The sequence below is a fragment of the Nitrosomonas sp. genome, from assembly GCF_019752095.1.
Lineage (GTDB): Bacteria > Pseudomonadota > Gammaproteobacteria > Burkholderiales > Nitrosomonadaceae > Nitrosomonas.
In genome coordinates this window covers 1-20,488 of sequence record NZ_JAIEMO010000029.1, presented here as the reverse complement: position 1 = coordinate 20,488, position 20,488 = coordinate 1, and the positions used below count along the sequence as shown (strand labels likewise).

Annotated in this window: 20 protein-coding genes, 1 other RNA gene and 1 pseudogene; 19 read left to right on the top strand and 3 right to left on the bottom strand. The window is 43.6% G+C overall.

The features are described 5' to 3' along the window. The first annotated feature begins 169 nt into the window (after window positions 1-169). From hisC to K2Q13_RS09125, 14 genes are all read left to right on the top strand, one after another. Window positions 170-1,255: a histidinol-phosphate transaminase gene (hisC, locus tag K2Q13_RS09190; protein WP_292920764.1), complete on the top strand. Its 1,086-nt coding sequence runs from the start codon at window positions 170-172 to the stop codon at window positions 1,253-1,255. Between the two features lie 41 nt (window positions 1,256-1,296). Next, window positions 1,297-1,884, top strand: coding sequence for an imidazoleglycerol-phosphate dehydratase HisB (hisB, locus tag K2Q13_RS09185; protein ID WP_292920763.1), 588 nt, complete (start codon window positions 1,297-1,299; stop codon window positions 1,882-1,884). A gap of 25 nt (window positions 1,885-1,909) precedes the next feature. After that, window positions 1,910-2,554 carry an imidazole glycerol phosphate synthase subunit HisH gene (gene hisH / locus K2Q13_RS09180; protein ID WP_292920762.1) on the top strand — a complete coding sequence of 215 codons (645 nt, stop codon included), beginning with the start codon at window positions 1,910-1,912 and terminating at the stop codon, window positions 2,552-2,554. Window positions 2,555-2,607: 53 nt separating this feature from the next. Beyond that, the gene (gene hisA, locus K2Q13_RS09175; RefSeq protein ID WP_292920761.1) at window positions 2,608-3,363 is read left to right on the top strand and encodes a 1-(5-phosphoribosyl)-5-[(5-phosphoribosylamino)methylideneamino]imidazole-4-carboxamide isomerase; all 756 of its coding nucleotides are present in this window, start codon (window positions 2,608-2,610) and stop codon (window positions 3,361-3,363) included. Between the two features lie 67 nt (window positions 3,364-3,430). Beyond that, window positions 3,431-4,204, top strand: a complete 774-nt coding sequence (hisF, locus tag K2Q13_RS09170) for an imidazole glycerol phosphate synthase subunit HisF (protein ID WP_292920760.1) — start codon at window positions 3,431-3,433, stop codon at window positions 4,202-4,204. A gap of 53 nt (window positions 4,205-4,257) precedes the next feature. Continuing rightward, a complete protein-coding gene (hisI, locus tag K2Q13_RS09165; RefSeq protein ID WP_292920759.1) occupies window positions 4,258-4,650 on the top strand; it encodes a phosphoribosyl-AMP cyclohydrolase in 393 nt (130 codons plus the stop codon). Further along, window positions 4,647-4,973, top strand: a complete 327-nt coding sequence (locus K2Q13_RS09160; protein WP_292920758.1) for a phosphoribosyl-ATP diphosphatase — start codon at window positions 4,647-4,649, stop codon at window positions 4,971-4,973. Before hisI ends, K2Q13_RS09160 begins: the two co-directional genes overlap by 4 nt. 3 nt (window positions 4,974-4,976) lie before the next feature. After that, window positions 4,977-5,327, top strand: a complete 351-nt coding sequence (locus tag K2Q13_RS09155) for a histidine triad nucleotide-binding protein (protein ID WP_292920757.1) — start codon at window positions 4,977-4,979, stop codon at window positions 5,325-5,327. A 32-nt stretch (window positions 5,328-5,359) separates the two neighbouring features. Beyond that, the gene (gene tatA / locus K2Q13_RS09150) at window positions 5,360-5,689 is read left to right on the top strand and encodes a Sec-independent protein translocase subunit TatA (protein WP_292920756.1); all 330 of its coding nucleotides are present in this window, start codon (window positions 5,360-5,362) and stop codon (window positions 5,687-5,689) included. A gap of 76 nt (window positions 5,690-5,765) precedes the next feature. Next, window positions 5,766-6,161, top strand: coding sequence for a Sec-independent protein translocase protein TatB (gene tatB / locus K2Q13_RS09145; protein ID WP_292920755.1), 396 nt, complete (start codon window positions 5,766-5,768; stop codon window positions 6,159-6,161). A 76-nt stretch (window positions 6,162-6,237) separates the two neighbouring features. Next, window positions 6,238-7,026, top strand: a complete 789-nt coding sequence (gene tatC, locus K2Q13_RS09140; protein ID WP_292920754.1) for a twin-arginine translocase subunit TatC — start codon at window positions 6,238-6,240, stop codon at window positions 7,024-7,026. Window positions 7,027-7,153: 127 nt separating this feature from the next. After that, window positions 7,154-7,780, top strand: coding sequence for a hypothetical protein (locus K2Q13_RS09135; RefSeq protein ID WP_292920753.1), 627 nt, complete (start codon window positions 7,154-7,156; stop codon window positions 7,778-7,780). A 21-nt stretch (window positions 7,781-7,801) separates the two neighbouring features. Then, a complete protein-coding gene (locus K2Q13_RS09130) occupies window positions 7,802-10,198 on the top strand; it encodes a heavy metal translocating P-type ATPase (RefSeq protein WP_292920752.1) in 2,397 nt (798 codons plus the stop codon). Between the two features lie 21 nt (window positions 10,199-10,219). After that, a complete protein-coding gene (locus K2Q13_RS09125; protein ID WP_292920751.1) occupies window positions 10,220-10,429 on the top strand; it encodes a heavy-metal-associated domain-containing protein in 210 nt (69 codons plus the stop codon). Between the two features lie 84 nt (window positions 10,430-10,513). Here the strand turns inward: K2Q13_RS09125 and aroG are convergent, their stop codons facing one another. Then, window positions 10,514-11,572 (bottom strand): 3-deoxy-7-phosphoheptulonate synthase AroG, encoded by a 1,059-nt coding sequence (gene aroG, locus K2Q13_RS09120; RefSeq protein WP_292920750.1) that lies wholly within the window; start codon window positions 11,570-11,572, stop codon window positions 10,514-10,516. A 432-nt stretch (window positions 11,573-12,004) separates the two neighbouring features. On the opposite strand from aroG, the gene K2Q13_RS09115 reads away from it, so the two are divergent. Next, entirely contained in the window at window positions 12,005-13,447 is a 1,443-nt protein-coding gene (locus K2Q13_RS09115) for a mannose-1-phosphate guanylyltransferase/mannose-6-phosphate isomerase (protein WP_292920749.1), read from the top strand. Window positions 13,448-13,496: 49 nt separating this feature from the next. Here K2Q13_RS09115 and K2Q13_RS09110 read toward each other — a convergent pair whose 3' ends face one another. Together K2Q13_RS09110 and K2Q13_RS09105 are read right to left on the bottom strand one after the other, a co-directional pair. Further along, the gene (locus K2Q13_RS09110) at window positions 13,497-14,930 is read right to left on the bottom strand and encodes a TM0106 family RecB-like putative nuclease (RefSeq protein WP_292920748.1); all 1,434 of its coding nucleotides are present in this window, start codon (window positions 14,928-14,930) and stop codon (window positions 13,497-13,499) included. A 114-nt stretch (window positions 14,931-15,044) separates the two neighbouring features. After that, entirely contained in the window at window positions 15,045-16,172 is a 1,128-nt protein-coding gene (locus tag K2Q13_RS09105) for an HD domain-containing phosphohydrolase (protein ID WP_292920747.1), read from the bottom strand. A gap of 152 nt (window positions 16,173-16,324) precedes the next feature. On the opposite strand from K2Q13_RS09105, the gene ffs reads away from it, so the two are divergent. The 4 genes and pseudogenes from ffs to K2Q13_RS09085 form a co-directional block, all read left to right on the top strand. After that, window positions 16,325-16,423, top strand: an RNA gene (gene ffs / locus K2Q13_RS09100) — signal recognition particle sRNA small type. Between the two features lie 89 nt (window positions 16,424-16,512). Next, window positions 16,513-18,117, top strand: coding sequence for a DNA polymerase III subunit gamma/tau (gene dnaX / locus K2Q13_RS09095; protein ID WP_292920746.1), 1,605 nt, complete (start codon window positions 16,513-16,515; stop codon window positions 18,115-18,117). Further along, a complete protein-coding gene (locus K2Q13_RS09090) occupies window positions 18,117-18,440 on the top strand; it encodes a YbaB/EbfC family nucleoid-associated protein (RefSeq protein WP_292920788.1) in 324 nt (107 codons plus the stop codon). Before dnaX ends, K2Q13_RS09090 begins: the two co-directional genes overlap by 1 nt. A gap of 136 nt (window positions 18,441-18,576) precedes the next feature. After that, window positions 18,577-20,488 (top strand): annotated as a pseudogene (locus K2Q13_RS09085) (calcium-binding protein); the annotation flags it as partial.

The following is a 20,488-nucleotide window of genomic DNA, read 5'->3' as shown; positions in this document are numbered from 1 at the left end:
AAGTAAAGAAATGAATGAGTTAGAAGCATTAATTGCACCAAACCGATTAAGTAAATATCAAAGTGAGTTTCACAAACCAATGCAGAACTTGGTCGTTTAAAAAAACGATCTGTCTGCATTCCGCGTTGTTCCCACATCTTACCGTTAGATTGAGTTAAAATAAGCACCCATGAGTAATTCACATCTTCCCGAACATATTATCCGACCGGAAATTCTTGCACTCTCCGCTTATCATGTTCCACCGGCTGCGGGCATGATTAAATTGGATGCGATGGAAAACCCTTACCCATTATCGGCGGAACTGCGTGACGAGATTGCACAACTGACAGCAAATGCACCAGTAAATCGTTATCCCGACGCTAGTGCAGCTTTGCTTAAAGAAAAATTACGTCAGACTCTGGCGATTTCCGATGACATCGATATTCTGCTGGGCAATGGATCAGATGAAATCATTCAAATAATTGCGATGGCAGTCGCCAAGCCCGGTGCGGTATTAATCAGCGTGGAACCCTCATTTGTGATGTTCCGGATGATCGCCACATTGGCAAATATTCAATATGTTGGAGTACCTTTAAAACAGGACTTCTCGTTAGATATGGATGCCATGTTGGCTGCGATTGTTAAGTATAAGCCTGCTGTCATCTTTCTGGCTTATCCTAATAATCCAACAGGGAATCTTTTTGATTATGCAGAGATCTTAAGCATACTACAGGCGACTTCTGGCATTGTAGTGATTGACGAAGCCTATCAAGCTTTTGCTGACGCAAGCTTTATCAATGAATTAGACCATTATCCCAATTTATTATTGATGCGTACGTTATCCAAATCAGGATTAGCAGGCTTAAGACTAGGATTATTACTGGGAAGATCTGAGTGGTTGATACAACTGGAAAAGATGCGCTTACCTTATAACATTGGCATAATGACGCAAATAATCGCTGAAAAAGTATTACACCATACTTTAGTTTTATCAGAACAAGCACAAGCCATCAAATTAGAACGCACAAAAATGAGTACTTTTCTCGCTACAATAGAAAATGTTAAGGTGTATCCTTCGAAAGCTAATTTTATTTTGTTTCGAATCCATGCAGCCACTCAAATTTTTCAAGCACTAAAACAACACAAAATATTAATCAAAAATTTAGATGGCACTCATCCTTCATTAGAAAACTGTTTACGTGTGACTATAGGTACACCAGATGAAAATTCTCAGTTTTGTTCAACATTACAAACTATACTGAGTAAAACAGTTTAAAATTAACTTTAAATTCGCTATCTTACTCAAGTTTTCTCCCTATGCGCAGAGCACAAGTTATTCGTAACACACTAGAGACTCAGATCAACATTAATCTGAATTTGGATGGAACAGGCAAATCTACTCTGGAAACCGGGGTGCCATTTCTCGATCATATGCTTGATCAAATAGCTCGTCACGGCATGATCGACCTTGAAGTGGTCGCTAAAGGCGATTTACATATTGATGCACATCATACCGTTGAAGATATCGGCATTACTTTAGGCCAGGCACTGACAAAAGTAATCGGAGATAAAAAAGGGTTGCGCCGCTATGGTCACGCCTATGTGCCACTTGATGAGGCATTAACACGCGTAGTAGTGGATTTATCAGGTCGGCCAGGATTGGTATTTAATGTTGATTTTACCCGTGCGCATATTGGTGATTTTGATGTCGATCTGATTCATGAATTTTTCCAAGGACTAGTGAATCATGCCTTGATAACTTTGCATATCGACAATATATCTGGAAGAAATGCGCATCACCAAGCTGAAACTGCATTTAAAGCGTTCGGACGGGCATTACGTATGGCCATTGAGCTTGACCCAGCAGCGGTCGGAATTATCCCATCCACCAAAGGCACTTTGTAAGCATTTTTTTCAACTAAATCATTGTATGACTGATATCGCAATTGTAGATTATGGAATGGGGAATCTGCGTTCCGTTCACAAAGCATTAGAACATGTTGCTCCTACTTTATCGATTACAGTAACGGGCGATCCGGATATCGTGCGAAAAGCAAAGCGTGTCGTAGTGCCCGGACAAGGCGCGATGCGTAATTGCATCCATGAACTCGAGGCCCGTGGGATACGAGAAGCTGTAATAGAAGCGGCCACCCATAAACCCTACCTCGGTATTTGCCTCGGTTTACAAATGCTATTTGAAGAAAGCGAAGAAGGAAATGTCAAAGGCTTAAACATTCTACCGGGAAAAGTCGTGCACTTCCCTGCCGCAGCTATGGCGTCATCGAAAGGACAGAAACTGAAAGTACCTCACATGGGGTGGAATCAAGTTTATCAAGCCATTAAACATCCATTATGGGAAGGTATTGCAGAAGATGCACGTTTTTATTTTGTACACAGTTATTATGTCGACACCTCTGTTGGTGCATCAATCGCTGCGCAAAGCAATTATCCGTTTCCATTTACTTGTGCCATTGCACAAGATAATATTTTCGCGGTACAGTTTCATCCGGAGAAAAGTCAATCAGCGGGATTAACTCTATTGAGTAATTTTACCAAATGGACACCGAATTTCTAAAATCAAAAGTAGTAAACTTACCTTTTTAATCAACTATTAATTCTGATTAAGTTATGCTGATTATTCCTGCAATAGATCTTAAAGACGGCCACTGTGTGCGACTAAAACAAGGGGTTATGGAAGATGCAACAGTATTTTCCAAAGAACCTGGCGAAATGGCCGCACATTGGTTAAGCCAAGGTGCACGTAGACTCCATCTTGTCGATTTAAACGGTGCATTCGCCGGAAAACCAAGAAATGAAGCCGTGATCCTTGAAATTGTTCAGTCTCTCGATGGTCGAATACCTATTCAATTGGGCGGTGGCATTCGCGATCTTGATACAATCGAACGTTATCTTGACGATGGCATCTCCTATATTATTATCGGCACTGCAGCCATCAAAATACCCGGTTTCCTGCAAGACGCCTGTAACGCCTTCCCGGGGCAGATTATGGCTGGACTGGATGCAAGAGATGGCAAAGTGGCGGTTGATGGCTGGTCCAAAATTACCGGCCATGACGTCATTGACTTAGCCAAAAAGTTTGAAGGTTATGGAGTAGAAGCAATTATTTACACAGATATCGGCAGAGATGGCATGCTCACCGGCATTAACATTGAAGCAACTATCGAATTAGCCAGAGAACTCACCATACCGGTTATTGCCAGCGGCGGAATTACCAATATAAGTGATGTTCATAAACTGTGTGAAATCGAATCCGAAGGAATCACCGGAGCCATTACTGGGCGAGCCATCTATGAAGGCTCTCTGAATTTCAAGGAAGCTCAAGTTTTGGCTGACCAATTGAGTAAAGATAACGGTATCTCATAAAAAACCTCCTTTAGAAAATTAATACCGCGCATTTCACCTCTTTACCTACAATCGGCTTTTTACACTGATGAGTCTCGCAAAACGTATTATTCCATGTTTGGATGTAACCAATGGACGTGTGGTTAAAGGTGTTAATTTCGTTGAACTGCGTGACGCAGGTGATCCAGTGGAAATTTCGCGCCGCTATGATGAGCAAGGTGCTGATGAACTCACTTTTCTAGATATTACAGCCAGCTCGGATAATCGTGACCTAATTCTACACATTATTGAAGATGTCGCCACGCAAGTATTTATTCCTTTGACAGTTGGTGGCGGCGTACGACAGGTTGAAGATGTGCGCCGCTTGCTAAATGCCGGTGCTGATAAAGTAAGCATTAATACATCGGCGATTCTAAATCCGCAACTGATAGCTGATGCAACCGAGCATTACGGCGCTCAATGTATCGTAGTGGCAATTGACGCCAAACAAGTGAATTTGCCCGATAATCCACCGCGCTGGGAAGTTTTCAGCCATGGAGGACGCAAAGCAACAGGCATTGACGCCGTGGAATGGGCCATAAAAATGCAATCTCTCGGTGCCGGTGAAATTTTACTTACTAGCATGGATAATGATGGTACACGTGGCGGTTTTGACCTTTCTTTAACCCGCGCAGTATCCGATGCTATCGATATACCCGTGATCGCCAGTGGTGGCGTCGGCAATCTGGATCATCTGGTTGCTGGCATTCTACAAGGACACGCAGATGCCGTATTGGCAGCCAGCATTTTTCATTATGGCGAATTCACCGTGCAACAAGCGAAACAATATATGGCACAGCATGGCATAGAAGTACGATTATAATGTTAGAATTATAAAGACTTGATAAATTTAACATTATAAGTATTGCATATTTTATGCCTCCTGATATTTGGCTTAGCAGAATTAACTGGTCCGAGGACGGATTGATACCAGTCATTGCGCAAGAGGTAGAGAGCGGCACCGTTCTTATGGTTGCATGGATGAATCGAGAAGCACTTAAGTTGACGGTAGAAAAAGGTGAAGCGGTATACTGGTCACGTTCACGCAAAAAACTCTGGCATAAAGGCGAAGAATCTGGTCACATCCAGAAAATAAAAGATATTTTTCTTGATTGTGACGAAGATGTATTACTTCTTATCGTAGAACAAATCGGCGGAATCGCCTGTCACACTGGCAGACACAGCTGTTTCTTTCAGAAATTAGAAGGCAATAGCTGGATTTCTAATGCGCTTGTTATCAAAGATCCTGATAAAATTTATAATAAATGAATGACATAACTATTCTTAGCCGCTTGGCACAAACTATTGAATCGCGCAAATTGGCTGAGACAAACAGCTCTTATGTAGCTAAGCTGTTTCAGGGCGGACAAGATAAAATACTCAAGAAAATTGCTGAAGAATCTGCTGAGACTATCATGGCATCTAAGGATGGCAATACTGATCAGATTATTTATGAAACCGCAGATTTATGGTTTCATTGTATGATACTACTCTCTTTCCACAAACTCTCACCCGACGATGTATTAAAAGAATTGGAAAGGCGTGAAGGCGTATCAGGCATACAAGAAAAAGCTTCAAGAACATCGGACTAAATTATGGAAAATTGTATTTTCTGCAAGATTGCAAGAAGAGAAATACCTTCAGATAAAATCTACGAAGACGAAAATCTTCTTGCCTTTAATGACATCAACCCTGCTGCTCCTATCCATTTCTTATTAATTCCTAAACTGCATATAGACTCGCTCAGCGATGTTCAAGACATTCATCAGACTTTGCTTGGAAAAATGCTATTATTAGCTCCACAACTGGCAAAAGAACGGGGATGTGAAAATGGTTTCCGCACTATCATTAATACTGGCCCGGCAGGTGGGCAAGAAATATTTCATTTACATTTCCATATCATCGGTGGCCGGGATCGTTTGCCTGGAATGATTCACTCAGGTTGAACCAGTTCCATTCCATTTAATAGGAGGAAGCAATGGGTACATTTAGCATTTGGCATTGGATTATTGTACTGGCTATTGTCGTTCTGGTATTCGGAACAAAGAAATTACGGAATCTGGGTGGTGATTTGGGAAGCGCCCTGAAAGGCTTCAAAGAAGGAATGAAAGAATCGGAAACCGAGAATCCAGCCACATCCGCCAATCAGACAATTTTAGAGGTTACTACCAACAAAGAAACTGCTTCCAACAACATGAAAGACAATAAATCAGGCGCTGAAATGGGCAGCAACGCATCGCAGCCAACGAGTGTTAATAGTCAGACCGACGACGCAGAATTCAAGGAAAAAACTCAAACCAAAACCTAAGAATCAATTGTATATTAACTACTGTGTCTGGTTTTGATCGAACTTCTATTCATTCAATTTCTATCAACGAGACAACATGTTTGATATTAGCTTCATGGAGTTACTGATCATTTCTATGATTGCATTGATCGTGATCGGACCTGAACGGCTGCCAGTTGTTGCTCGAACAATAGGCCATTTGTACGGCCGTTGCCGTAATTTTATGTATGGCATCAGAACTGATATTCATAATGAAATGCGCATGGAAGAACTCAAGAAAATGCAATCCTCTGTGCAAGACACAGTAGACTCACTTGAAAGCTCAGTTCAACAAAGCGTAGAACAACTGAAAACTACTATTACGAATGATGTCCAGACAGAGGAAGAATCACCCAAAGACATGGCTGCGCCTCAATCGCAGTTAAAATCCCGGCAGTCAAAACTAGACGACAATAAAACTTCGCGCACTGCTGATGCACAAAAAAAGAAATAGTAACCTGCAGTGTATTGATTGGAAACTCATCGATACTTTTTCACATTGTTGATTCCACAATTTTTAATATAAAGCCATGCTTGAAGGTTCATTCCTATCTCATTTAGTGGAATTACGTACCAGGATGATACGTATTCTGGGTGTACTTTTGATTGGCTTTATCCCCTGTGCTTTTTTTGCGCGGGAACTGTATACCGTGCTGGCACAGCCATTGCTGGAAAAACTTCCGCAAGGCGGGCAAATGATAGCTACGGATGTAGCAACACCTTTTTTTGTACCCATGAAAGTTGCCATGATGATGGCCTTTGTCATTACATTGCCGCATACCTTATATCAAATATGGGCTTTCGTTGCTCCTGGGCTCTATTCCAACGAAAAACGCATGGCGCTGCCGTTAGTTATTGGCACCAGTCTATTGTTCTTTACTGGTATGGCATTCGCATATTTTGCCGCGTTGCCGGTGGTATTTGAGTTTATTACTTATTTTGCACCGGAAGGTGTGGCGGTAATGACAGACATCAGCAAATACCTAAGTTTTGTTTTGTCCATGTTCATGGCTTTTGGGGTCACCTTTGAAGTACCCGTATTTGTCATTGTTTTAGTCAGAGCAGGCGTAATCACTATTGAGAAACTCAAAGAAATACGCCCTTACGTAATTGTCGGCGCATTTATCATTGCAGCTATTTTCACCCCCCCTGATGTTATTTCACAATTTATGCTAGCGATACCCTTGTGCCTTCTCTATGAAGTAGGAATATTCATCGCAGCATTGATGATCAAGAAGCGTAACAAGGTAATTCATTCAGACACTTCACCTGAATCTAAGCAAGCCGCTTCAGAGCAAAAAGACAGCTCAAAAGATTAGGTTGACAATGCACATGTCAGCAAACATTATGTGCTGACAGAAATCATAATAAAATGAAACCATCCCGATCTCGTTTAATCTAAAAATTGTAAATTGATTGTGATCTGCATCTTGAAGGAGATTGGCGATGTCAAACAAACACCATGCTGCCGATTTAAAAGCATTGGTTATTGCGATGAGTCTTGTTGCTGGCGCATCCTACCCTAGTTTTGTCTTCTCACAACCAACAAATACTGAGCATAACTATCCATTGCCACCAAGAACTCAAAATCTGACGCTCCAATCTTTACCAACAGCTCCGCCGGATTTAAACAAACCGCCAAAAACTATTCATCGAATTGGCACAGCAATTAGCGCACCGCGCAACAGCATTAGTATTAAAAGCACGGATGCTGGAGTTATTCGCCGACAACCGCCAGTATCGGGGTGCATCAATTGCGGAATTATCAATTCCATCAATAAAATCGGACAAGGATCTAGCATGAATGCGATAGCAGGTGGAATTGTTGCCGGAACTATCGCTCGGGAGATCATTCGCCAAACCCCTCATTCTCATCCGCATGGTACAGATCATCCGCAAGTCATCGGTAGCAATCATGAAGGAAATATCGCTTACCCCGAGAATCAGTACCAGATTGGGATCACTCTAGATGATGGCAGACAAGCAATTATCGCGCTTCCTGAAGGAGTAAGCTTTCAGCAAGGGGATAGAGTGAAATGGGTTGACGGAACATTAGTGCTAGATCGCCAATAGCAAAACTCACTGGGAAAAATATTGAATACATCCACCTCAAGACAAATTGAATTGCCTATCGAAGGCATGACATGTGCTGCCTGCGCCGCGCGTATAGAGAAAAATCTAAATAAACTCTCGGGAGTTCAGGCCTCAGTCAATTTTGCCAATGAAAAAGCACATGTAAATTATGATGCAAACCAAGTAAACGCCGGCACGCTGATTAATACTATTGAGCATGCCGGTTTTCATATCGCGCCAAGATCGGTGCAACTGCAATTGCACAAAATGACCTGTGCAGCCTGTGCCGGGCATATTGAGAAGGCATTGCACAAACTGCCCGGCGTCACGGCCACTGTCAATGTCGCAACAGAAACCGCCAAAGTCAATTTCATCTCAGGCTTGGTAACTGTCGACAACTTAATTGATGCGGTCATCAAAGCAGGTTATGAAGCCAACGAAATCAGTGATTCCGGCCATGCCGAAGAAAAAGCACGACGCCAGACTGCCTATCAAGCTGAATTACGCTTATTCTGGATTTCAGCCATCCTCACATTGCCATTAGTGCTTCAAATGGGTGCTATGTTTACAGGTCATGAAATGGACATGCTTCCACACGAGCTACAATGGCTATTGGCTACTCCGGTACAGTTCTGGATTGGACGCCGTTTTTATATCGGTGCCTGGCATTCCCTGCGTAGCGGCGGCGCCAATATGGATGTATTGGTGGCATTAGGCACTAGCATGGCTTATTTTTTTAGCGCTGCAGTCACCCTATTTCGATTGGATCAACATGTTTATTTTGAAGCCAGTGCGGCCATAATCACCCTTGTTTTACTGGGTAAATTAATGGAAGTGCGCGCCAAAGGAAAGACATCTGAGGCCATCGAAGCATTGATCAAGTTGCAGCCTAAAACAGCTCGCATTGAACGCAATGGAGAAATCCTCGAAGTCCCCGCAAGCAGCTTGCGGGTTAATGATATCTTTATTGTACGCCCCGGTGAAAACTTACCCGTCGATGGGATTGTGATCGAAGGATCTTCCAGCATTAACGAATCCATGTTAACTGGCGAAAGTTTGCCCGTTGACAAGCAGGTTGGCGCAAAAGTTTTTGCCGCCACGATGAATCAACAAGGTCTGCTTAAATGTCGCGCAACTAGTGTCGGCACGCAGACCCAACTCGCCGCGATCATCCATCTGGTCGAAGAAGCCCAAGGATCTAAAGCACCGATACAACGCATGGCCGATACCATCTCGGGAATCTTTGTACCTGTTGTCGTGGTGATCAGCATCGCAACTTTGGGAATAACTTGGTGGTTAACTGGCAGCTTTGTGACGGCTCTTATCAATGCAGTCGCAGTCTTGGTCATCGCTTGTCCATGCGCATTGGGTTTAGCAACGCCAACTGCTATTATGGTCGGCACAGGGCGCGGTGCGCAGATTGGCGTCCTGGTGAAAAATGCAGCAGCATTAGAGCATGCCGAGAAAATTCAAACACTCATAATTGACAAAACCGGCACGCTTACCGAGGGCAGACCGGAAGTTACAGACATCGTAGCGGTGGGATCCGTTAGCAAGAAGGATTTGTTGCAAATTGCAGCTTCCCTGGAGCAAGGTTCCGAACACCCGCTGGCACGGGCTGTGCTTGATTGTGCACAAAAAGAACAATTGCAGCTTCAACCAATCAACAACTTTACCGCGATTACTGGCAGCGGAATTACAGCTCGATTACATGATATAAAATATCTGCTCGGCTCTCCAAAATTTCTAGCACAGTACGACATCGCCATTGATGAGCAACAAATCTCCAGCTTGCAAACCGAAGGAAAAACCGTTATTGGTATTGCCTCCGTTGCTCAAAACGCTGGTAAAGTACTTGGTTATTTAGCTATTGCAGATCAACTGCGCGACACCTCCCTTGAAGCAATCAAACAGTTGCAGTCGTTGGGGATTGAAGTCATTATGTTAACCGGCGACAATACTGTAACCGCAGAGACAATTGCCAAACGTACTGGCATTACGCAATTTCGTGCTGAAGTATCGCCACAGGATAAAGCCGCAGAAGTAGACAAAATAAAAACCAGTGGAAAGTTTATAGCAATGGTCGGCGATGGTATTAATGACGCACCCGCGCTAGCTGCTGCGGATGTTAGTTTTGCCATTGGCGCCGGTTCGGATGTGGCGATCGAAGCAGCTGATATCACTTTGATTCGCAATGATCTGATGAGTGTCGTCGACGCCATTTCCCTATCACGTGCCACACTTCGAAAAATCCGCCAGAATCTATTTTTTGCTTTTATCTACAACATCCTGGGAATTCCATTGGCAGCCATTGGCATGCTCAATCCGGTCATTGCCGGCGCCGCCATGGCTATGAGCTCTGTTTCGGTTGTCAGCAACTCGCTGCTATTGAAACGCTGGCAGCCCCATCATGAATAATCTTCATTAGGAAACAGTACGATGCAAACCGTTACCATCATAATAAAAGGCATGACCTGCATGGGCTGTGTTAACAGCGTCAAAGCAGTTTTCAAGAATCTATCGGGAGTAGTTCAAGCAGAAGTAACACTCGAACCTGCTCAGGCAATCATCCAATATGATTCGAACAATATCAATATTGATCAAATTAAAGCAGCTATCGTTGATGCGGGCTTTGAAGTGATGAATTGAGAAAATCCATATCGTTGGATCGCACCTAAAAAGCTGATAGTCAACGCCAGCTGCTTGCGATAGCACCAGGCTATAAATCGACAATTATTTTCTGCGCATTTCTACCGCTGCGGCAAGCTGATGCAGCACTTGTTCGGTCGTATCAAAACTGATGCAACCATCCGTAATACTTTGCCCATAAATCAATTCTTCGCGTTTCTTGCCATCCACTTTTTGGTAGCCTTCAACCAAATGACTCTCGATCATCACACCGCAAATAGCACGGTTCCCACCTGCAATTTGCCCTGCTACATTAGCTGCCACTTCTGTTTGGCGATGGAAATCTTTGTGACTATTCGCGTGACTGAAATCAATCATTAATTGTGGAGATAATTTGGCTTTTTGCAACTCTTCCACTGCAGAAGCAAGACTATCTGCATCATAATTTGGTTTACGCCCACCGCGCAGGATAATATGACAATCTTCATTGCCCTTGGTAGCAAAAATAGCTGTGTGCCCTTCTTTGGTAACCGAAAGAAAATGATGAGGACGAGAAGCCGCGCTGATTGCATCAATTGCAATATTTAAATTACCATACGTGCCATTTTTAAAACCGATCGGACAGGATACACCGGAAGCCAATTCGCGATGCCCCTGACTCTCGGTGGTACGTGCGCCAATGGCTGCCCAACTGATCAGATCGGATAAATATTGCGGGCTGATAAGATCAAGATACTCGGTTGCTGAAGGCATGCCAATCGTGTTTAGATCCAACAACAAGCGGCGCGCCATCCTAAGTCCCTTATTGATATGAAAACTGTTATCTAAATCAGGGTCATTGATTAACCCTTTCCAACCGATGGTTGTGCGTGGCTTTTCGAAATACACTCGCATCACGATGTGCAACTGCTGCTTCAGTACCTCGCGCAAATGCTTCAAACGCGCTGCATATTCCAACGCTGCATCGACATCGTGAATGGAACAAGGACCGACAACGACCAGTAGCCGATCATCCTCACCATGCAAAATCTGATGCGTCGTCTGCCTCGCTGCGTAAACGGTTTCAGTTGCCATTTCCGTCATGGGATATTCGCGATGCAGTTCTACGGGTGGGGTAAGCTCGTGAACGCCGATAATGCGCAAATCATCGGTCTGGTATTTCATAGAAAAATCCTTTTCTGTGACTTATAGCTATTTGAGGGTGAGGTTTCATTTTGTGACAAATCATGCCGAGCAAGAAAACAGCATATATTTTAACCTAAGCAAGAGATTTCATCAGAACATGCACTATTTTTCCAGGAATCTAAACTAAACTAATAATATTTGATGATCTGTGATAGCTCAGATCCAAGTCTGTCAGAAATAGATTTCCAAATTCAGCTTAAACTGACATTCTGTAACGTTTCGCAAATCAGATTTTAGTATAACGCCGAAACAATCGATATATTACTTGCCAAAAATGCCATGCCCATAGGTAATCGTGTTACGATTTTTACTTGTTACCAACTTAACAGGCGAGTTGCAATAACCGGGAACCAGCGGTTTTATCTATATTGGCTTAATCTTTTCAAACCTCAACACTAAAAAACCTAAAAAATGAATGCAAACATTCACCCCGTAATCCTCTCCGGCGGTAGCGGCACCCGACTGTGGCCGTTATCACGGGCCAATTACCCTAAACAACTACTCCCGCTTGTAGGTAAAGAGACCATGCTGCAAGTCACTCTTGGTCGAGCTGCAAAATTGCTGAATGCGCAAGCGCCCATATTGGTGTGTAATTCAGAACATCGATTCCTGATCCAGGAGCAATGTGAAACGATCAATATCAGACCAGAAGCAGTTTACCTAGAATCGATCGGACGTAACACCGCGCCGGCTATTGCACTCGCTGCATTTCATTTGACTCAGATTGACGAGAATGCTTTGATGCTCATTCTTCCTGCCGATCATGTCATCGATGATCAGGATGCTTTTGCACAAGCTGTAGAAACAGCGAAAGTAGCAGCTCAGGAAGATTATCTGGTGACTTTTGGCATCACGCCTTCTGCACCTGAAACCGGCTACGGTTATATTAAAACGGGTGATGCGATTACATTCTCAGCACCTGTTGCTCTACCCGCTTACCGCATCCAATCTTTTTTTGAAAAGCCTAACCTAGAAACTGCAACAGCCTATCTGCAGGAAGGTGGCTATATGTGGAATAGCGGTATGTTTGTTTTTACAGCTAAAAATTATTTACAAGAGCTGCAACGACATCAGCCGCACATCTTCACTGCGGTTCATCAAGCCTGGCAAGAAAGAACCACGGATCTTGGTTTTATCTTGCCTGATAAGGATGCATTTACGGCTTCACCTTCAGATTCAATTGACTATGCCATTATGCAAGTAACCGACCGTGCAATTGTTGTACCTGCTCAGTTCGGCTGGAACGACGTCGGTTCCTGGGATTCGCTGTGGAAAATTGCGCCTAAGGATGACGATGGCAATTTCACCAGTGGCGATACACTCGTACTGGATACTCAAAAAAGCTATATTCGCGCAGAAAATCGTCTGGTTACTGTAATCGGACTCGATGAAATCATTGTGATCGAAACAGCCGACGCTGTACTGGTAATGCACAAAAGCAAAACGCAACAATTAAAGACAGCGATACAACAGCTTGAATTCAATCAACGCAAGGAACATCTTGAGCATTTGCGGATCCATCGCCCGTGGGGCTGGTATGAAGGTATTGATAAGGGCGAACGTTTTCAAGTCAAACGAATCATGGTCAAGCCCGGTGAAAAGCTATCATTGCAAATGCACCACCATCGTGCGGAACACTGGGTTGTCGTCAGTGGCACTGCCAAAGTCATAATGGAGGATACAGAAACTTTGTTTACCGAAAACCAATCGACTTACATACCACTAGGCAAAATGCACCGCCTCGAGAATCCCGGAAAAATTCCACTGCATTTAATTGAAGTGCAATCAGGTAGCTACCTTGGAGAAGATGACATCTTAAGATTCGAAGATTCTTACGGCCGAATCATTTCATAAGCAAACAAGTAGGACTCAACAATCTGATCTGTAATATAAATGGCTTTAATCAACAAAATAAGCCTCTCAGCCATAACTCCAAATTTCGCGTGGCGATTACGTCATCACGATTATAGCCGAGAATTTTCGTTTTTAATTTTTGCTTTTCAAGCAAGTTGCTTTCTGAGCGAAAACGATTGAATTGCACCACCGACCACTGCGATCCGGATTCTTGATTTTCCCATTGAAAGTTAACTAAATCCGGATGTTTACAAATATCCTTTAGGCCATAGCCTTGCAACGGCAGAACCAAGCTATCTAGCACTGGAGTTTGTATATCAAACAGAGGGCTATCTTGACCCAGCAGCCACGTCACTGTGGTGTGGTCTCCCATGGCATAGCGTTCGGCGTATTTCCGGATAGTAGCCTTCTCGTGATTCGAATAATGTGCAAGCACTATTGAAGGATACAATGAACGATACGCTTCAACTTTCTGCAAGAAGCCTAGCCAACCTTCATAATCACTTGTTTCATCGTCAGTCCAGACATAATCAAAATCCTCCTTAGCGTATGGTGGCAACAAAAAACCCCATAAATACACATGACGTTCACGGGCAGGGGTTAACGGATTGTCTTCAATATCAAAATGAATCCAGGTTCCTTCCGGCAAAACAGCTTTATTCAGTGAATACACTTTCCCACTTAGATAGGATTTGGCTTGCAAAATAGCTCGATGCTTTCTTTTACTACCCTTGAGATGAGGTACATCAGGTACGGTTTCGATGGTACTTGCGGCGAGCTGTGAAATGGTCGAAATACCTGCTTCGGTTAAACAGTCGGCAGCTTTGCTATGAACTCCGTATAGCAACGAGATATCTTCACGTGCTTCAAATTCCGGGCGACAATGCGCATCATAAGGACAAATGCGGCATTTACTGTGACTATAACGTACCGTTGGTTGCTGCTGCAGATCAAGCAAAGCTCTCATGCTGGTAATAAATTCGTCGACCAGCAATTCAACTTCATCACCCAGCAATGCAGTACGGCCATCCCCAAGAAAAACCATGGCTGGTAATCCATTTCCCATTAGCCGGCGATAAATTCCTAACTGAATCTGAATTGCTTTTTTGTTTTCATTGAGCGAAAGTTTTGCATCAGCCGGCTGGTATTGGCCACTTTCATGTCGAATCAGGAAATCAGGATAGCCCACCAACCCTTGGCGCTCATCCACAAGCCGTCCCTGATAGATAATCGGAGTACCCTGTTGCATCAAAGCATGTGTATGCTCAAAGGATGTCGCTTGAATTACTGGAAACTGATTTTCCAGCTTGGCCAGCATGGTTGCCTCATGCTCCAAGCCAAGATCACTCAGTAGTTGATTAAACGCATCGGGCTCATACTTAGTAGGTTGGTGCTTATCCAGCCATGCACGCCGGGGACATGCAATCCATGCAGTGGCATCACTCGGTTTGATTAACGTTTGGGTAGATTTTTTGACGATCATGGCTCTATTCAAAAGCCTCAGAATGAAACAATCCATTTTAGCGGATTTAGCTCAGGCGCATTGCGCTACCTCCAATGGTACTTTTAGTATTATGTATCCCGCCAGACGAACGCGCTAGCCGTAAGTATTTTCCTTGAATTGCTGTTGAATCGATATGACTTCCTGCTGATGATCGATCAAAGCATTCACACAATCAGCATCCAGTTTCTCACCGGCCAATTGTCTCAGCTTATCGAATGCTTTTTCATTGCTCCAAGCATCCTTGTAGGGGCGGCAGGAAGTCAGTGCGTCAAAAACATCAGCTACCGCGACGATACGTGCTTCAAGGGGAATTTCATTATCCATCTTACCAGATGGATAACCGCTCCCATTAACAGCTTCATGATGAAATTCAGCAATATTTCTTAAAATATCAATGTGATCAATACTATCAAAACCAAAATTATCAACGATATCATCAATCAATTCTCTGCCTGCTCGCGCATGGGTATCCATGATGGATCTTTCTTCCGCATTCAGCGGACCAGGTTTTAGCAAGACACTGTCTGGAATTGAAATTTTTCCAATATCGTGCAGGGGAGAAAACATAAAAACATGTTCAATATACGTATCATCCAGTTGATACTGATCGGCAAGAGATTCCGCAATCAGACGGCTATAACGTGACATGCGATCCAGATGACTACCCGTTTCAGGATCACGCAGATGAACCATGCCGCTGGTCGTTTTCAGCGCGGCGCCCATGACTTTTACTGTGGACAATTCATTGATGATCATCAGCGCTATCAAATGACCGTAGATATCAAGAATACTTAATACATTCTCGGTGAATACATCCTTTTCATGCGAATTAAAAAACAAAAAACCGACAAACACACCCGCATGAAAAATCGGCATAGTATAGCTTGCGGCATATCCATGGCGACCGATTCGTTGTGTATGCTCATGCAAACCATTTTCAAAAGTAACCAGATTGTCGACAACTCGCGGCAAACCTCTGGCAAGAATCTCCTTTAATGACGGCGCATCGTCCAAAGAAGATTGAAAATGCGCCAGGGGATTGTCATCCTCATCACTATCCAGGTAAGTTCTCAGAGTCTGAGTTTCCGAATCATAAAGTGTAATAGCGATACGCGAGACAAATAAAAATTTCTTTTGTATAGAACGATGAATGCTGACAACTCTATCCTTCATGGGCAAGGGTTTATTTAAGTCAGCCAGCAGGTCGCGATGATAAGCCATAGCACTCAGCCTTGTAGTAAATAAATTAAATAACGGCCATATCGTATTCGGAGTTTATCTCTTTTATCGAGCACCTACCGAATACTTTAGCAATCAAATTGGAGTAACCCATCATCTACTGGTATACTTCCGGCACTTTTAATAAGTTTTATGGCGGGCCTCCCCGCATTGCAAGGTGGTGAATCTGGTCAGGTCCGGAAGGAAGCAGCCACAGCTATTTATTGCGAGTGCCGGGGGTCTGGCTCGCCACCCAATGTAAACTGAAATTGTCATTTGTCTGGTCTATTTATGCATCGTTGGCTGGTTTAATCGGATGTAATTCGCTTTCCAAATCTAAAAAGTGTCTCAAACACAAGTCCTTGCGCGTAAATGGCGCCCAAGAAATTTCACCGAGCTGACTGGACAGGAACATGTAGTCAGAGCCCTGACTAATGCGCTTGAACAAAACAGACTGCACCATGCCTACTTGCTAACCGGAACACGTGGTGTTGGCAAAACAACTATCGCCCGTATCCTGGCCAAATCGCTTAACTGTGAAAAAGGTGTAACTGCGACACCCTGCGGCACTTGTCCGACATGCTTACAAATTGATTCTGGAAGCTTCATCGACCTGATTGAATTGGATGCAGCCTCAAATACCCAAGTCGATAATATGCGCGAACTGCTGGAAAATGCACTGTATGCACCAACCAGTGGTCGTTATAAGATTTATATCATCGACGAAGTTCATATGCTCTCCAAATCGGCGTTCAATGCCATGTTAAAAACACTGGAAGAACCGCCGATGCATGTCAAATTTGTGCTCGCGACAACTGATCAGCAGAAAATTCCGATCACAGTCTTATCGCGTTGTTTGCAATTTAATTTGAAACAAATTCCGCAAACACAAATTACCGATCACTTGAAAAGAATATTGGTACAAGAAGAAATCCCGTGCGACCTAATATCACTGCAGCTCGTCGCCCGTGCGGCACAAGGCAGTATGCGCGACGCATTAAGTCTATTGGATCAGGCCATTGCTTTTGGCGCAGGTAAAATTGAAGAAGCGAGCGTGCGAGATATGCTGGGTATCATTGATCAAGGTTATCTGTTTGACCTATTGGATACTTTGGTACAAAAAAATGGCCTGAAATTATTATCATTGGCTGATGAAATGGAGATGCAGTGTCTTTCATTCGATTCCGCATTACAGGATCTGGCGGCCATCCTGCATCGTATTGCGCTGGCACAAGTCATCCCCCAAGCAATTGGCGAGGATATTCCTGAACATGCCCGCATAAACGCACTGGCGAAGATACTTACGTCTGATGATATTCAACTGTTTTATCAGATCGCACTGCACGGGCGCAGCGATCTGAGTCTGGCACCCGATGAATATGCCGGCTTTACCATGACATTAATGCGTATGCTCACCTTCATGCCTGAGAATCTTGCAGTAAACCAACCACCACATGCTCCGCCCACAAACATCAAGCAACCCGCAAAAACCGAGCATAAGCCGCACTCAGTCTCTAAACATACAACCCAGCGCGAAATAGCAGATGCTTCCCATCTTACTTGGCCACAATTGGTTCAGCAATTAAAGCTAACAGGCATGGCTAAAATGCTAGCACAACATAGTGAAACCAAGATTCTTTCAGCCGATAAGATTGAACTCTATGTTCCGGAAGCACATAAGCACCTGCTGGAAAAGAAATATCAGGATAAAATCCAGTCTGCACTGAATACTTTTTTTAATAAACCTGTGGATCTTAATTTTTTCGTTGGTAGCATTACAGGGCTGACACCAGTAGCGATACAACAACGTGTTGAAGAAGAAAAACAGGCACAAGCGATTGCCGCAATTGAAAAGGATCCCATTGTGCAAGAACTGATCGAGCAATTTGATGCTAAATTAATCGTTCCTTCAATTAAACTCATTCAAGATAAAGGAGATAAGCAATGATGAAAGGTAACCTGGGCAACATGATGAAACAAGCCCAAATGGTGCAGGAGAACATGAAGAAAATGCAGGAAAAACTCGCCACCATTGAAGTGGAAGGACAATCAGGTGCTGGCATGGTTAAGGTCATTATGACTTGTCGTCATGATGTCAAAAGAGTCAGCATCGATGACAGTCTTGTCGGTGACGACAAAGAAATGCTCGAAGATCTTGTTGCGGCAGCCTTTAATGATGCTGTGCGGCGCGTAGAGGCAACAACTCAGGAAAACATGGCAGAACTTAGTAGCGGACTAGGTTTACCACCTGGTATTAAATTGCCTTTCTAAAGCGACTTCTCCCATTCTGATAATATAAGGTAATTTATTTACCTTATTAGGGTAATCTATTTACTCATTCTTCAAGTAGAATCAATCTATTATATGCAGCATCCGAGTGCTGTCAGTGTAAATTTTGAGGAAAACTATGGGTGATAAGCAACTGGAAGTGGTGCAAATAGTTGTAGCTCTATTTAATGCAGCGCCAGGTGCCCGCTATTTAAACGAATTTGTTTCATTTCTTAACAATACTGATAGCTCGACAAAAGAACTTGCCGGTATTCTTGCACAAACCGATGTATTTAAACAATCGCTCTATTCAAACACATTATCCAGTACCGATTTTGCCTATCAATTTGTAAACAATACCGTTGGCTTACTGGTAAGCAACGAAAACAAAGCGTGGGCCGCCTCAGAAATTGAAGAAATGCTGGATGCGGGCGAAAGCCGTGGAAATGTTCTGCACTGGGCCACAACAGCGCTTGCATCAGTTGATTTTACCAACGCTAACTGGGGTTTAGCTGCCCAACAATTCCATCATAAAATAGAAGTCGCTGCTTTTTATTCTATCAACCAAGGTGGATCAGCCACAAGCTTATCCGTTTTGCAGCGAGTAATAGAAGAGACCACCAGTAACATCGCCACCGTGACCGCAACTAAAACATTGTTAGCCTCTGGCGCTACAGGCAAAGTCATTGATGGTTATGTTAAAGAGGCACTTGTATTTGCGGATCTCAATGGCGATCGATTGCTTAATTCCGGCGAGAAAAGCTCAATTACGGACGCATTTGGCAACTTTCTCATCCCCAGCATCGATGGATTTGGCAATCTAATCACATCCGGTGGAATTGATATTGCCACAGGCAAGCCTTTTGAGGGGATTATGACTGCACCGGCTGGTGCAACTGTCATCACGCCATTAACCACACTTGTTGACAAAATTATGCAAGACGGTGTTTGTTCAGCGCAAAGTGCGGTTACAAAGGCGCTGGCGACACTAGGTTTGAATACAAGCATTGATTTGCTTCATTTTGACTCCATCAGAGAAACAATTCGTCAAGATTCCAATTTAACTGCAACGAATTCTGCACTCGCTATTCATGGTGTCTCTGTTCAAATCGAGATACTAGTCAGTCAAACCGCTGCTCTATTGAATGGCGCAGGTGTTGTACCCGATGAAACAACAGCTATTGACTGGGCTTATGATGCTTTGGCTGCAATGCTTGCAAACAGCGTAGGCAGAATTACTCTAACTTCTAAAAGTATTGTTGCAGAACTCATTAAAGGAACTGCTTATTTATCGAGCGCAGACGATGCGACATTACTCAAAGCCTCTAGTTTATTAACCGATGCCACACAAACCATCGCGAATTTAAACCAAGGAATTATTGATATCTCCCGAGCCAATACCAGTAAATTAAAAGCATTAGCAAGTATTGCAGCCGTACAAGTTGTTGCTGAAACTATCGAAGCAGAAATGAAATCAGGCGCTGCAAAAGGGAATATCAGTAGTACGGTTATTAGCACAACAGGATCCCTTTTCAGCAACGCAATTACAAAGGCTGGATCCAAAGTGGGCGATGTGAATGGTGATGGCAAATCTGATGCACATTTATTATTGCCATCTTCCGGGGGAGGATCCCCTGCTCCGTCTACAAATATATTCTATTTAGCAACAAATGCGACAGCTTTCTCAGGTACCGCTGCGGATGAGATTTTGTCAATTTCCACAGCGCCAGCCTGGACACCACTAGTAATGACGGCAGTTGTACTGGATGGCGACACAGGTACTAACACATTGAGTGTGCAAGATGGCTCCAATATTGCACTTGCAACCGTTATCAATTTCCCAAATTTAATTTTTGATGCGACAGGTGTTACGGGAATCAACAATGTCACAATGTCCGCCATTCAACACCAGAATTTCACCGGAACCATCACCGCGCCAGGCAGCGGCGTAAATGGCGAGCAAATCACGGTCGCCGGTAACGGCGCAGTTACTACCTTATCCAATCTCGAGAATTACAGCATTGAGGACGATTCCACCAATGCGCGCACCG

What these genes read in the sequence shown, in the direction of transcription:
- K2Q13_RS09155 (WP_292920757.1), top strand. Translation starts at nt 4,977, where the DNA reads ATGGAAAATTGTATTTTCTGCAAGATTGCAAGAAGAGAAATACCTTCA.
- hisF (WP_292920760.1), top strand. Translation starts at nt 3,431, where the DNA reads ATGAGTCTCGCAAAACGTATTATTCCATGTTTGGATGTAACCAATGGA.
- K2Q13_RS09135 (WP_292920753.1), top strand. Translation starts at nt 7,154, where the DNA reads ATGTCAAACAAACACCATGCTGCCGATTTAAAAGCATTGGTTATTGCG.
- K2Q13_RS09160 (WP_292920758.1), top strand. Translation starts at nt 4,647, where the DNA reads ATGAATGACATAACTATTCTTAGCCGCTTGGCACAAACTATTGAATCG.
- tatC (WP_292920754.1), top strand. Translation starts at nt 6,238, where the DNA reads ATGCTTGAAGGTTCATTCCTATCTCATTTAGTGGAATTACGTACCAGG.
- K2Q13_RS09115 (WP_292920749.1), top strand. Translation starts at nt 12,005, where the DNA reads ATGAATGCAAACATTCACCCCGTAATCCTCTCCGGCGGTAGCGGCACC.
- hisB (WP_292920763.1), top strand. Translation starts at nt 1,297, where the DNA reads ATGCGCAGAGCACAAGTTATTCGTAACACACTAGAGACTCAGATCAAC.
- hisH (WP_292920762.1), top strand. Translation starts at nt 1,910, where the DNA reads ATGACTGATATCGCAATTGTAGATTATGGAATGGGGAATCTGCGTTCC.
- K2Q13_RS09090 (WP_292920788.1), top strand. Translation starts at nt 18,117, where the DNA reads ATGAAAGGTAACCTGGGCAACATGATGAAACAAGCCCAAATGGTGCAG.
- K2Q13_RS09105 (WP_292920747.1), bottom strand. Translation starts at nt 16,172, where the DNA reads ATGGCTTATCATCGCGACCTGCTGGCTGACTTAAATAAACCCTTGCCC.
- K2Q13_RS09125 (WP_292920751.1), top strand. Translation starts at nt 10,220, where the DNA reads ATGCAAACCGTTACCATCATAATAAAAGGCATGACCTGCATGGGCTGT.
- hisA (WP_292920761.1), top strand. Translation starts at nt 2,608, where the DNA reads ATGCTGATTATTCCTGCAATAGATCTTAAAGACGGCCACTGTGTGCGA.
- hisI (WP_292920759.1), top strand. Translation starts at nt 4,258, where the DNA reads ATGCCTCCTGATATTTGGCTTAGCAGAATTAACTGGTCCGAGGACGGA.
- aroG (WP_292920750.1), bottom strand. Translation starts at nt 11,572, where the DNA reads ATGAAATACCAGACCGATGATTTGCGCATTATCGGCGTTCACGAGCTT.
- tatA (WP_292920756.1), top strand. Translation starts at nt 5,360, where the DNA reads ATGGGTACATTTAGCATTTGGCATTGGATTATTGTACTGGCTATTGTC.
- K2Q13_RS09110 (WP_292920748.1), bottom strand. Translation starts at nt 14,930, where the DNA reads ATGATCGTCAAAAAATCTACCCAAACGTTAATCAAACCGAGTGATGCC.
- hisC (WP_292920764.1), top strand. Translation starts at nt 170, where the DNA reads ATGAGTAATTCACATCTTCCCGAACATATTATCCGACCGGAAATTCTT.
- tatB (WP_292920755.1), top strand. Translation starts at nt 5,766, where the DNA reads ATGTTTGATATTAGCTTCATGGAGTTACTGATCATTTCTATGATTGCA.